Origin of the sequence: Galliscardovia ingluviei, from assembly GCF_014635685.1 — a bacterium.
Lineage (GTDB): Bacteria > Actinomycetota > Actinomycetes > Actinomycetales > Bifidobacteriaceae > Galliscardovia > Galliscardovia ingluviei.
Genome location: NZ_BMDH01000002.1, coordinates 381,556 through 395,109, shown reverse-complemented (window position 1 = coordinate 395,109; position 13,554 = coordinate 381,556). Strand labels below are relative to the sequence as shown.

Annotated in this window: 10 protein-coding genes; 9 read left to right on the top strand and 1 reads right to left on the bottom strand. The window is 44.9% G+C overall.

What is annotated here, in order from left to right:
• The first annotated feature begins 339 nt into the window (after positions 1–339).
• Entirely contained in the window at positions 340–1,560 is a 1,221-nt protein-coding gene (locus IEU85_RS05775; RefSeq protein WP_188355274.1) for a class C sortase, read from the top strand.
• Between the two features lie 154 nt (positions 1,561–1,714).
• Here the strand turns inward: IEU85_RS05775 and IEU85_RS05770 are convergent, their stop codons facing one another.
• Positions 1,715–3,136, bottom strand: a complete 1,422-nt coding sequence (locus IEU85_RS05770; protein WP_188355273.1) for a tyrosine-protein kinase domain-containing protein — start codon at positions 3,134–3,136, stop codon at positions 1,715–1,717.
• 343 nt (positions 3,137–3,479) lie between these two features.
• Between IEU85_RS05770 and IEU85_RS05765 the strand changes: the two genes are divergently transcribed.
• From IEU85_RS05765 to IEU85_RS05730, 8 genes are all read left to right on the top strand, one after another.
• The gene (locus IEU85_RS05765) at positions 3,480–4,715 is read left to right on the top strand and encodes a glycosyltransferase (protein ID WP_229714784.1); all 1,236 of its coding nucleotides are present in this window, start codon (positions 3,480–3,482) and stop codon (positions 4,713–4,715) included.
• Between the two features lie 121 nt (positions 4,716–4,836).
• Positions 4,837–6,006, top strand: a complete 1,170-nt coding sequence (locus IEU85_RS05760) for a glycosyltransferase family 1 protein (protein ID WP_229714783.1) — start codon at positions 4,837–4,839, stop codon at positions 6,004–6,006.
• Complete coding sequence (locus IEU85_RS05755; RefSeq protein WP_188355271.1) at positions 5,999–7,150, top strand: hypothetical protein; 1,152 nt, start codon at positions 5,999–6,001, stop codon at positions 7,148–7,150. The genes IEU85_RS05760 and IEU85_RS05755 overlap by 8 nt, the downstream gene beginning before the upstream one ends.
• 2 nt (positions 7,151–7,152) lie before the next feature.
• Complete coding sequence (locus tag IEU85_RS05750) at positions 7,153–8,256, top strand: glycosyltransferase family 4 protein (protein WP_188355270.1); 1,104 nt, start codon at positions 7,153–7,155, stop codon at positions 8,254–8,256.
• Positions 8,257–8,335: 79 nt separating this feature from the next.
• Complete coding sequence (locus IEU85_RS05745) at positions 8,336–9,499, top strand: polysaccharide pyruvyl transferase family protein (RefSeq protein WP_188355269.1); 1,164 nt, start codon at positions 8,336–8,338, stop codon at positions 9,497–9,499.
• 1 nt (position 9,500) lies between these two features.
• The gene (locus IEU85_RS05740) at positions 9,501–10,664 is read left to right on the top strand and encodes a glycosyltransferase family 2 protein (protein ID WP_188355268.1); all 1,164 of its coding nucleotides are present in this window, start codon (positions 9,501–9,503) and stop codon (positions 10,662–10,664) included.
• Positions 10,661–12,202 (top strand): lipopolysaccharide biosynthesis protein, encoded by a 1,542-nt coding sequence (locus tag IEU85_RS05735; RefSeq protein WP_188355267.1) that lies wholly within the window; start codon positions 10,661–10,663, stop codon positions 12,200–12,202. The genes IEU85_RS05740 and IEU85_RS05735 overlap by 4 nt, the downstream gene beginning before the upstream one ends.
• Positions 12,195–13,490, top strand: coding sequence for an acyltransferase family protein (locus IEU85_RS05730; protein WP_188355266.1), 1,296 nt, complete (start codon positions 12,195–12,197; stop codon positions 13,488–13,490). Before IEU85_RS05735 ends, IEU85_RS05730 begins: the two co-directional genes overlap by 8 nt.
• The last annotated feature ends 64 nt before the right edge of the window (positions 13,491–13,554 follow it).

Genomic DNA, 13,554 nt, shown 5'->3' with positions numbered 1-13,554 from the left:
GTTCAGTATAATGAACAGCTTGGCAAATATGGATGCGAATACAGATCTATAAAGATTGCTGAGTATGGATGATATAGACCGTGGTCGGAACGGCAAACATCGTGTGAACATACCACAACTTTACTTAAGTGCGATGAGTATTTAGAGCAAGAGGAGTATACTCAATGCAGAGAGACACTAAGTGTGCGCAAGTGGGGTTGTGGGTGCTTAGTAGGCGAGCTCTACGTGTTCGGTAGGCGAGTTGCACATGCTCAGTGTATGCGTTGCAGGTGCCAGACAGTGTTCGCTGAGTGCTGCACTTGCCGAACATGTGAGCAGTGAAGAGTTGGGGATAGGGATATGGCTGAGAAAACAGGTGTGGTAACAGACACAGCAGGTGTGGTAACTGACACAATCACTACAGCTGCTACTGGTAGCAGAACATCTAGTCAGGCTGAGCGAAAACTCGCCAAGCTTATACCGCCTCATCATGCTGCGCGGCATCCTGGCAAATGGCGACTCACGATGTCGGTGGTGCTTTCTGCGCTTACTATGCTGCTTGGTTTGTTGATTTTGTTGTATCCGCAAACAACTATGTGGTTGACACAATATAATTTAAGCAAAATCAATAATAACTACAATCATGCGGTGGATAACGCAGAGCCAGAAGCAAGACGACAATTGCGACTCGCACGAGAATATAACAAGTGGCTTCAAGAAGGTGGCGAATCTGCAGGAGCTGTGTATGAGGCGAATACGAATATCCCAGTCTCCAGCGCTAACGAAGAAGAGAGTGCTGAAAAGGATATGGATCCGGCACACAACTATTGGAATCAATTAAAAGCCAATAATGATGGGCTTATGGCACGTCTGATGATTAAGAAGATCGACCTAGATTTGCCGGTGTATCATGGCACCTCGGACGAAACCTTGCTTAAGGGTTTGGGACATTTGCGTGGTACCGCATTGCCTGTGGGCGGTGTGGGCAATCGTGCAGTAATTACCGGGCATCGTGGGCTTGCTTCTGCGGAAATGTTTACGCGATTAAACGAGATTGATAAGGGCGACACGTTTACTATTGCTGTGTTTGGTGAAGTGCTGACCTATCAGGTGATTGAGAAAATCGTCGTAGAGCCAACCGAGCGTAAGGCTATCCAGCCAGTGCCGGGTAAGGATTTAGTGACACTGGTGACGTGTACGCCGCTTGGTATTAATACGCATCGAATTTTGGTGACCGGTGAGCGCATTATTCCAACGCCGGCGAAAGATAAGGAAGCTGCGAATAAGCCTTCCGAAGTGCCGCGGTTCCCTTGGTGGGCGCTCGAATTTGCGCTTGGACTGCTGCTGATTGGCTTGTATGTGTGGTGGGCAGGTTTACCGCCAGTGCCACGTCCGAAGAAGGACGACCCGGATAAGAAGAATGCGAAGAAGTTGAAGAAGCGTGGACTGCTAGGTGCTGGGGCGCTGGCGGCAGCTGGCGAGGGTGCTTCTGCCGATGCCGAGGGTAGCGTGGGTGGTTCGGAAGCTGATGCGGCTGGTACAAGCACCACTACTGCTCATAATTCCGCTGTTTTGGAATAGTAGCTATTCGTGTGAGTATGGTTTTGTTGCGTAATCCCGCTACTTTGGAATATCAGATGTTTCGAATGGTACGTAATAGAGGTGTTATGCTTTCTAAAGTTACTACTTTGGAATAGCAACTAGTCATATGAGTGTGTTTTGCTGCAAAAACCCGCTACTTTTGGCGCTCGTGCCCGTAATACTTATGGTAGTAGTAGCTGTTATCTGAACGTAATGCTTTGGCACGATTAAGTACAGCACCCACAGGTAGTGTATTCACAGTTTTAAGCTCAGCAATAACACGGCGCAGATGCCCCTTCAAAGTCTTACCGCGGCTGACCACCAGCAAGAGCAGACACCCCATATTTGCAAACACCGTAGCATCATTAGCCACATTTAAAGGTGTGGTATCGATAATCACGTGATCATATTCAGCGGCAATACGGTCCAACAGGTGCTTCATGGCACGAGAATTGATAATCATTCCAGGATTTGTAGTCTGGTTACCGGCAGGAAGGACATGAAGATTATTATGCCAATACATTTGGAAGGATTCTTCAGAGCTAACTCGACCGGTCAGTAAATGTGTCAATCCAACTTTACCGTTAATGCCAAGTACCTGCGCAACTGATGGTTTGCGTAAATCTGTATCGATTAATAGCACGTGTTCACCGCGCTCGGCATATGCAACAGCAAGATTAGTGGCAATTGTTGTTTTTCCATCGGATGCCTCTGTGGAAGATATCACTAATACATTAGAAAATTGTTGTTTATCAGGAGCAATAAACTGCAAGTTTAGTGCAAGTCTACGCACCTGCTCTGCAATATACGAATTGGGACTGGTGATAATTACGGGTTTGCCTGTTAGTGCGGTCGCCTGAATTAAGTGACCAAGAATAGGAATATCGATTAAACGAGTTATATCGCTATCTTCTCGAACTTTTCGATCTAGTGCTTCACATGCTACACCAGCAATAATGCTTACAATAACAGAAGCTAAAAAGCCGATAAGCAGAGTGCTACGACCAGAAGAGCTAGGCTGCGACGGTACGACCGCTGGTTGAATGGCAGTAAGACTAATCTGGGAGATTGGCTGACCGTTAATATCTTTGGAAGAAAGTTGTGTATTAGCCTGTTTGCCAATGGCATTAGCAATTTTCGCAGCAAGATTTGGACTATCATTGCTGACTTGTACAGTGATGAAAAGACTATTCTCACCATTACCAACAGTAATATGCTTTGCAAGAGTTTCTGGAGTTGTATCAACCTTATATTCGTCAATAATCGGCTGTAAAACGGCGCTAGTTTTTATCAATTGCGGTATCATGCCTGTTTGAGCCTTAATAAAATCTTGTTGGGTTTTAAGCGCATTTAGGCCTTGGGCATTATAAGCACCATTCGGGGAATTCTGCGAATCACTTTGTAATTCATTAGCAAGATATTCTTGCCGCATACTTGCATAATATTGTGCAGTCGCCGTGTATTGCGGTGTTTTGGTTAGAGCAAGACTTAGTGTAATTGCCATTGCAATAACAAACGTTGCGATTACAGCTGACAGGTGTTTTTTCAGTACAGTAACAAAATCCGCAAGTGTCACGATTCCTCCAATAATGGTGTATGCAGGCGAGCGGTATATTCAGAAACTTCGTAACTGATACAGCAGCTAGTAATGTAGTAGCATAGCGACCAATGTAAGTCCTGAGTGTACAATACGTCTAGTACAACTCGTTGCTTTAATTCGTATAGAACATGTTTGAGGGTTTTATACACAACAAGGAACTGTCTGCTGAACCACGCAATATGTAGGGATTTGGACACATTAAATAGTGTTCATTATTATGAATAACTATTTGGGCAACAGTGATTGTGAAATCGTACAGTATCGTACTATAGTCATTACGATTGTTAAATGCATATATCGAGAGAGCTTGGAGAGATAATTGTCTATAAACCAGCCTACAACAATAGCCGAAACAAGGCGCATCAAGCTCCTATTGCTTACGGAGCCTATGGGTGGCGGTATAAGGAGATATATTCATGATGTGGTATACGGATTAGATCCAAACCTATTTGATATTACGCTGGTATACGGGGCTTCGAGAACTGATAAGTCGTTTCAAGATAATCTTCAACAAATGTGCGAGCATGCTACTCTGATTCCGTGTAATGAACTTGTGCGTGAAGTATCACTTCAGCATGATTGGCGTGCAATTCGGGCAGTAATACGTATTATGAGGCAAGTGCAACCAGATATTGTGCATTGCAATAGTTCAAAAGCTGGAGTAATAGGCAGAGTTGCGGCAAAGTTACAAGGAATACCTGCAATATATAGCTCGCATGGTTGGGCAATGCAAAATATCGACTTTGGTAGACGGAAAAAGCAGATTTTTGCAGGGATTGAAGCAGTGCTCAGCCGTTTTGCTACTGCAACCACTATTAATGTATCACCGACAGAAAAGCAGTGTGCTCTCGATTGGCATATTAATTCTAGTAATCAATTCATCGTGATATCCAATGGTGTGGATCCTTCCACAATGCTTTCTCGTGAAGAGTCGCGTGCTCGACTTGGGTTGAGCGATAATGCAATCGTAGTAGGTACAGCTATCCGCTTAACTGCACAAAAAGACCCTTTACAGATTATCGATATATTTGCGCGGGCGCATCAGCAAAATCCGGCATTGCATCTGGCGATATTGGGCGATGGCGAGTTACGTGATGCAGTCAAACAGGCGATTAACGAAAATGGTATTGAACAAGCGGTCACATGCTATGGCTATCGTGCAGACGCATCACAACTGATGGCTGCGTTTGACGTAGTGATGATGACATCGACGGCTGAAGGATTGCCTTACACATTGCTGGAAGCTGAGGCAGTAGGCGTTCCTATTGTTGCCACAAATGTGGAGGGGATTAGGGATATTGTGAAACCTGGTGTTACTGGAGAGTTATTCCCCTTCGGCGATGTAGAACAAGGGGCCAATGCATTATTGTCAGTGCTGGATGCAACAAGTGCATTGGCTTCGGTGAATGAAGCTGGTGAGGGAGATATGGATGCGATAAATATGCCGTATTCGCGCCAAGCTATTTACCATGATTTTATGCAGCGTTTTTCGCTGAATCTCATGATTAAAGAACTCACTTCGGTATATCAGCGTTTTGCAAAGACATCAAAGTGATGATTTGGTTACATGCATGTACTGTATATGCGTGTATTGATGTCGGGTTTTAACAGATCGCTAAAAGCACATAACATATTTTGGACTGGTTGCTAGAGAATATTGGAGGTGGGATTTGAGTATGGAAAATATGCAAGTCAATACACCTGAGCGCGTGCTGGTACTGCTGACCGTACTCGATCGTGGTGGAGCTGAGACCATGGCGATGAATTATTTGCGTCATTTTGACCGTTCACGCGTGGTGTATGATTTCCTTGTCAATCGCAAGTACCGAGGAGACTACGAGGATGAAATCGAAGCGCTTGGTGGTCGAATTTACCGCATGTGCCCGATGTATCCGCAGTATTTTGCGCGGTATAAGCGCGAATTTCGAGCGTTTTTGCACGAGCATCCCGAGTATCGGATTATCCACTCGAATTTAGAAGATCGCAGCTACTTTCCTTTGCGTATAGCCAAGGAGGAGGGTGTGCCTGTGCGCATTGCTCATGCGCACAATGCGATGCGAGGCTTCAACGCGAAAACACTATTTCGTGATTATTTCAGACTACGATTGTCTGGCAATCCCACACATATGTTTGCGTGCAGTCAGGAAGCAGGAGACTGGCTGTTTGGTAAGAAAAACCGCGAGCAAGTAATCCAAATTCCTAACGCGATTGATGTGGAGCAATATCGATACAACCCTGAAACTACCCAGCAAGTGCGTGCAGAATTTGGGGTAACAGGCCCAAACACGCTTGTTGTCGGGCATGTGGGACGTTTTGCGCCTCAGAAAAATCACAAGCAGTTAATTGAAATTTTCGCGGAAGTACATAAGAGGCAATCTAATAGTGTGCTTTGGCTAGTAGGCGGCGGACACGGTACGGAAAGCCTACAGGGAGAAGTGCGCGCTCGCATACGAGAACTCGGGTTACAAGGCGCTGTGAAGTTCTTGGGAGTACGCAGTGATGTGCCTCGCATTTTACAAGGGATGGATGTATTTGTGATGCCGAGTTTGCATGAGGGACTGGCGATTGCGTTATTAGAAGCACAAGCTGTCGGGCTTCCCTGTGTAATGAGTGATGTTATTACCCAGCAAGTTAATGTTTCAGGGGCAATACGTACATGCGCTTTACAGGATGAACCTGAAATATGGGCTGAGACAGTACTCGAATGTGTTTCGACCCGTCACAATGACGCAGATCGAACACAGCAGGCTGATGTTGTACGCGCAGCAGGATTCGATATTGCGCAAAATGCGAGGCAGCTTGAGCAGTGGTATCTTGATACTCTTGCGAGGAGCGTCCATGAATAGCGCAGGTGACGCCTTATGGCAGGAGCAGACTAATAAAAACATCACACTTGCGTTAGTATTGCCCGTGGCGATTATTGCGAAGTTGTTGGTCGCTTATTTCTTCCCACCGAAATATTTTTTTGACAGCAATAGAATTCTTTCCATGGCACTCCATAAGCCAGATGTTATTGCGTGGGAGGGTAGCTATGAGGTAACTGCAAAACTGTTTGAATATATTAATGTTGCCCAGCTTACTACGGTATTGCAGTGGAGCATGGTTATAGGAATGCTGTTTACCTGCCTGCTCTTTGTAGCTCTGCTGCTTACTCCTGCACCGGATTTTCTGCAGTCGATTTTTATCCTTGCCTCCGTAGGGCTGCTTAATATTTACGTATTTACGATTAGTAAGGATGTTATTCAATTTTGCTTTTTTGCGCTTGTCCTGTTAGTAATTGTATTGCCTATACGTTCTGAAATAGTACGATTACTGTTGGCTGTAAGCATTCTTGCTGCGGAAAGCATCTTCTTTCGCTCCTACTACATCCTGATTGCGGTATTTGCTTTGATGGCATATGTGATTATGAAACTATATCAGCAGTATGCATCAAGCTCTCGCGTAAGCTCTCAGGTACTAAAAATTATTGTGACACTTGTGGTGTTATACGCAGCAGTATATGGTGCATTGTTGGTTGCTTCCTTTATTACTCCTGCAGAATTTCAGTCATTGCTGGATGTTCGCGCGGGTTATGAATTGGTAATGGTAGATAATCCGAACGCAGTTACCTATATTCAGAACTGGATTCCTGGCGATGGTTTGGCAGTGTTTATGCTTAACTATGGCATCAATGCACTGCGCATGATGATTCCTCTTGAACTGGTGTTTAAGGGCGCATACTATTTGCCGTTCTTTGCTTTTCAGATGCTAGTTACTTTCTATATTGTGCGTTTGTTGACAAGAATCCAAAATATACAAGATGCTCGTATTATGTTGGCATTATGCGTAATGCTAGGATATTTGCTGGCATCATTTACGTTTGAACCAGATTTTGGCTCATGGGTGCGCCATGAAATAGCAACATTTCCTATTTTGGCTCTACTGGTAGTGAATTCGTATCAAACCATAAGTGTTCGTGGTAATAATGTTTCCTTAGATGGCGGTGAATGAGCATGGATAACGCAAACAAGCAACTCCATATTGCGTTCTTTGCAGGCGATATTACCCAATATTGGGGTACTGAGCGGGTATGCACGCGGATTGCGAGTGCATTAGTGCAGCAGCATAGCCATCAGGTGAGTATTGTGAGTATGTTTGAGAATCATAAGCAGAGTTCCTTTCCACTTGATACGGCTATTACTCGGCATACGCTATATTCTCACGAAGTACATGGCGTGTGGCGCTGGCCGTTCACTGTTGCAAGATTATTAGCTTTTGTGCGCAAAGAGCATATTGATATCCTGATTGATGCAGACGGTATTCTCGACATGTACTCGCTTCCGGTAAAGCTTGTTACCGGTGTAAAAATAATTTCATGGGAACATTTTAATTATCTGCAGCATCCAGATGTGCCATATCGCAAAGTGACGAGAAAACTTGCTGCTCACTATGCGGATGCTATTGTTACGCTCACTCATCAGGATGCTGAATTTTATCAGCACTATGCACACCCAAAGTGTCCAGTAGTTACGATTCACAATCCCATCTCTCTTCCCCCCCGCCCAGTTGCCTATGATAGTAATTCACATATCATCGTGAGTGCAGGACGATTAGAGCCTCAAAAAGGCTTTGATATGCTGATTGAGGCAGCAAAACACGTACTCCCCCAGCATCCAAATTGGCAGTGGGTGATATTAGGAGAAGGATCCAAGAGAGCTGAGCTCACTGCCATGATCCAAGAAGCACATTTGGAGCAGCAACTGCTACTTCTCGGTAGAGTGCCGAATATTGATACGTGGCTGAGTAAGGCAAGTATGTTCGTGCTGACTTCACGCTTTGAAGGTCTGCCGATGGTCTTACTCGAAGCGAAATCGCGAAAGCTGCCAATAGTGAGTTTTAATTGCGTGACAGGGCCTGCTGAAATTGTTGCCGATACAGTCAACGGATATCTTGTTGATTGTTTTGATATTCAAACATTTGCCTCGAAAGTAAATGAACTTATTGAAAACAAGCAGAAACGGCAGCAATTCTCAGAACATGCATTACAAGGCATTGAAGAGTTTAATATTACAACAATTATGAATCAGTGGCAGCAACTTTTGGAATGCATGGCGTAAATCGGCTATCGAAAATAGTAATAACAATACAAGTAGTGAATTGGAACATAATTTACAGGTAGACAGTAAGGAAGTGGCCATGGCAAATGTAGGATTAATAACATACCATGCTTCGCAAAATCAAGGCTCATTCCTGCAGGCCTATGCCACGCAGCAAGCCATCACGAGGCTAGGACACCAATGTACGGTTATAGATTTTTCGCTACCCATGCAGCAGTATGCATATCAGGTATGGAAACCCTTACGCTCACCAAAAGATGTGCTAAAAAACATATTTGCTCTCGCGCACTATCGCGATTACACCGGTAGATATCGTAACTTTGTTGAAACCCAGCGCACATTGCTACATATGACTGCTGAGCATTATTCAGATCCGGCGCAATTACAAGCATTTGCAGATACGTTTGACGTAGTAGTAGCAGGATCAGACCAAATTTGGAATACCAGTGCTTGGGATTATGACGATGCTTATCTGCTGAATTTCGTAGGCAATCATACGAAAAAAGTTTCTTACGCTTCAAGTATGGGCGGGCATATTCTTGATAAACAATCAGATATGACGCTTGCCCAACATTACCAAGCACTACTGTCGGATTTTGCAAGTATTGCTGTGCGTGAGCAAGATGCTGTGCGCTATCTACAACCGTTAGTGCGCCAGCAGGTTCAGCAAGTAGTAGACCCAACATTACTGCTGACGAGCGCAGAGTATGATGCAATCGCAGCGCCTCGGATGATTGACGAGCCGTATATTTTCTACTACGCCATTGATGCCATCGATCGAAATGCTGCTGCAGCACGTGCAGTGCAACGATTTGCAGCTCGGCTGGGGCTGCCGGTGTATGTGATGTGGACTGGCAACCGATCCTACGGATTGAAAAAATACGGATTCCGTTTGGTAGACGTAACTGCAGATCCGCGCGAGTATATTAGCCTGATCAAGCACGCTGATCATGTGCTTTCTGCGTCCTTCCACGGCACGGCGTTTTCCGTTATCTATCGCAAACCATTCCATGTAGTGCGCGGAGTGAATCCAGACGGCACCCTCAATATGGATAATCGTTTAAGTTCCTTGCTTGCGCTGGCACAGCTTGAAGCGCGACAATTATTTGCAGATCGCACATCAGATAACAATTGGCTAGATGACGTTGATATGAGCGTGATTGATTACGATACGGTGTACGCGCATCTTATGCCAGAGATCCAGCGCTCGCGAGCGTATCTAGCGAAGGCTTTGGAGGTGTGATATGGCGCAGCAGGGCGTTGAGAATGATAATGCAATTCCGGGTAATTCTATAGCGGGGAAGCAGTCATCTGATGATGCATTGCTTACCAATTCGCTGGTTTCAGTATGTGTAACTGCATATAACGTAGAACAGTATATTGGTGATTGTATTGCATCTATACAGCATCAAAGCTACCAAAACATAGAAATTGTGCTAGTAGACGATGGCTCAACTGATACTACCGGCATAATTATGGATCAGTTTGCCGAGCAAGATCCGCGTATTCGCGTAATTCACCAGCAAAATGGCGGGTTTGTAGCAGGACGTAATGCGTGCTTAGATGCGGCAACTGGCGACTTTCTGTGCTATGTAGATGGCGATGACAAGCTTATGCCGGATTTCGTGGAATATATGCTTAGCATTGTGCAGCAAACAAACGCGCCAATGGTGATGTCAGCTCATTGCTTTACCAGCACAGACCATACACAGGTTGAGCATGATGAAATCACTACATGGAGTGCTGAGCGCGCGATTTGCGAATTTTTCTACCCACGGGTGCGCCTAGGATGCTGGAATAAACTCTATAACAAGCAGTTTTTAGATAAACATCAGCTGCGCTTTGTGTCAGGCCTCACTACTGGAGAAGGCTTGCAATTTATTACCAATGCAGCAGCTCATACTGAGCAAATTGGTGTGGGACGGCGCAAAGTATATGAGTATCGCACGGATAATCAGCATAGCGCTACTTCCGCAGCGAGTGTAGAACAACAAGGTATCGGCGCACTAAAAACCCTAGCCTATATTGATAAGCATCTACCATTGCGCACGCCTACTATTGATAGAGCGATTCAATGGCATTGGTGGGAGTGCTACGGGTATTGTTTGCGGCAAATTATGGCGGCTCATGTTCAACGCGAGTACCACACGCTATACAAGCAATGCATCCATGAGCTACGCTTTCGAGCCTTGCCAGTGGTATTGCATAGTGATATTAGCTTACATAATATGCGCTTTGTGCTTGCTCATATTGTAAGTCCTGTGCTCATTACACGGTATGTGATTTGGAGAATGCGTCAGCAAAAAGCGCAACCTCGATCTCAATCGCAGGCACAAGAGCAAGTAGGACAAGGGGCACGATTGGAGCAGGCACAGTCGAAAACACATCAGAGAAAAGAAGCGCAGTGAAGCATACTATAGTTAACACCGTTGCCACTGGCCTTGCAACGTTTATCCAGTTCGGGATTAGTTTTTTCCTAACCCCGTATATTGTGCACACTATTGGTGCAACGGCGTATGGGTTTATTGGCTTAGTGAACACGATTATCGGCTATAGCGGCATCATCACTATTGCGCTCAATACGATGGCTGGGCGTTTTATCACTATCGAATACAATCGCGGCAACTTACATAAAGCCAATGTGTATTTCAAGTCGGTGCTCATATCAAGCGCCGTGCTGGCGGTAGTATTCCTGATTCCCGGAGTGCTGTTTTCCCTGCATCCTGAGTGGATTATGAATATTCCTCAAAACCTCTTGCAGGATGTGCGCATTACGTTTTTCTTTTCTATGCTGTCTACGGAGATTGCGTTACTCCTATCGGTATACGGCTGCGTGTACTTCGTGCGTAATCGTCTTGATAAAAGTGCCTTACGTAATATCGAAAGTAATATCCTGCGCGCGATTATTTTAATTGCTCTCTTTGCTCTGCTGCAGCCCAAGATCTACTATCTAACAGCAACCATGCTTGTAGTGACGCTCTACACTGCCGCCGCAAATATCTACTACACGCGCAAACTCACGCCAGAATTAAGCATGCGCAATGCTCGCTTTAGTGGGGCGGCTGTGCGCGAACTTGTCAGCGCCGGCGTGTGGAAGTCAGTGGATAGTCTCAGCTACACACTGCTGATTTCCCTAAGCTTATATATGGTGAACTTATTTTTAGGTCCGGCGCTCGCAGGACAGTTTTCTCTTGCTAATACGATAAAAATTATGATTACCAGCGTAATGTGGTCGCTTACTGGGGCGCTGACGCCACAATTTTTCCATCTTTACGCGCGGGGCGAGCAGCAAGAGCTTGTCTCTTGGATTACTAATACGATTCGCCTTGCGACGGCAGTGTATTGCATCGATATCGGCTTTCTTATTGTATTTGGGCGTGATTTTTTTGCATTGTGGGTGCCAAGTCAAGATAGCGCATTCTTACAAGCGATGTCTGTGGGTATTCTAGCGCCGACAGTTTTTTCTGTTGGTAGTAACATCGTGAACCAAGTCTATATTACGCTCAATAAGCTCAAAATTCCTTCCATAGCATTTTTTATTTTTGGTGCGCTTAATGTCAGTATTTCATTGGTTTTGCTCCACACTACACAGTGGGGTATATGGGTGATTATTGGCGTGATGGGCGTGCTTGATGCTGTTAAAAATGCTATTTGGGTGCCATGGTATGCGGCGCATTGTCTGGGTATTTCATATAAGAAATTTGCCCGTTCTATTTTCGCCAGTATCTTATGTATTGTTCCCGTGCTCGCTATTGGCTTTGGCTATCGGATGCTGTTTCCTGTGCATTCGTGGATAGGATTCATTGCGGCAGGTGTGGTGTGCTGCGCAGCGAGTGCGGCAGTGCTGTTTGTTCTTGCAGTACCAAAGCCATTGCGCACAGAGATTATTAGCAGAGCTAGTTCTGTATTACTAGGGGGTAGTAAAGGGGGTCATAGCCATGGCTAATAATTTGACTAATATTTGTAGTAATTCTTCCGATACTGCTTCTAGTATGCGGTATGGTACTCGTGCTTCGCAAAAGCCTGTACGCAATTCTCGCGTAGAAGCATTGCGCATACTTGCTATGTTTCTTATCGTGGCTCACCATGCAGTGTATTTCAGTGCAGTAGATCCACTTACTGGGCTAGCAATAAGCAATAGTACAAGTAACTATCTTCTTAAACAGCCATTGAGCATATCAAAAGTACTCCTCGAAACCTTCTTCTACTCTGGCGGAAAAATCGGGGTAGTGGTATTTTTTATGATTTCTGCATGGTATTTGCGTGAGGAATCGAGTATTAAACAATGCTTTAAGCGTGTGTGGATACTGGAACGTGAAGTATTGTGGTATAGCCTCGGGCTGCTCCTACTATCGATAGGTGCTGCTGCAAGTAAAATAGCGATACCTGGGTTGCCAGTGGTTGCAGAAAATGAAATAAATTTGAAACTTATTGTCGGTTCTGTATTTCCTACACTTACTGGTTTTCATGGTTTATGGTGGTATGTGACAGCATATGCAATGTTCTTGCTATTGTTCCCATTTATTGTGCGAGGGCTGCGTGCTTTGAGTAAAAGGCAGCATGCCATACTAGCGATGCTATGCCTTGTGATGTGGAGTGGATTTGCTGGGTTTATTCCTATCATGAAGTTGGGAATGCTTGGAGGAACATTCCTTAGTTTTATTTATTTGTATATGCTCATGTCTTTCTATAAATGGCATATGAAACCAATTCGTGTCCGTACGGCATGGCTAACCATTGCAGGATCATATACAGTGCTACTTCTTGCTGCGGCAGCTGGCGGTGCGATTTACGAGCAAACAGGGAAGTTAGCACAGGCACAAGTTTTCCTCGCAGCTGCTGAAACAAGAATAATACCAATACTTATTGGCTTCAGTGCAGTAATTGTTGCCACGCAACGAACTGCTAATATACCGTGGATTAACCGACTTGCGTCCACTATGTTTGCTGTGTATCTGATTACGCAGTACCCGCCAGTGCTCACCGCGCTATGGACTTACACGGGGATCGGTCTTGTAGAGTCACGGACATGGGCAATCGGTTATATTGCACTTTGTGTCGTACTTATTATGGCAGTATGCGTATGTATGGATTTGCTCCGTCAGTTAGTGTTTGCATGTGTAATTGATAGGCGAGGTGGCTCCGGCGGATGGTTTGAAAAGCTGTGGGAGCGTATCAATAAGCGCGTTGTAGAAGTAAAAAGTATTACTAAACTTTCTAACGAACTAAAGTAATGATGAAAGCAGCACTGCAGGTATGATGCTGTTCAAAATTATTCGAGAGTGAAGTATGCTAGTC

Coding starts and splice junctions, on each gene's coding strand:
- IEU85_RS05755 (WP_188355271.1), top strand. CDS start 5,999: ATGAATAGCGCAGGTGACGCCTTATGGCAGGAGCAGACTAATAAAAAC.
- IEU85_RS05760 (WP_229714783.1), top strand. CDS start 4,837: ATGGAAAATATGCAAGTCAATACACCTGAGCGCGTGCTGGTACTGCTG.
- IEU85_RS05745 (WP_188355269.1), top strand. CDS start 8,336: ATGGCAAATGTAGGATTAATAACATACCATGCTTCGCAAAATCAAGGC.
- IEU85_RS05740 (WP_188355268.1), top strand. CDS start 9,501: ATGGCGCAGCAGGGCGTTGAGAATGATAATGCAATTCCGGGTAATTCT.
- IEU85_RS05775 (WP_188355274.1), top strand. CDS start 340: ATGGCTGAGAAAACAGGTGTGGTAACAGACACAGCAGGTGTGGTAACT.
- IEU85_RS05750 (WP_188355270.1), top strand. CDS start 7,153: ATGGATAACGCAAACAAGCAACTCCATATTGCGTTCTTTGCAGGCGAT.
- IEU85_RS05730 (WP_188355266.1), top strand. CDS start 12,195: ATGGCTAATAATTTGACTAATATTTGTAGTAATTCTTCCGATACTGCT.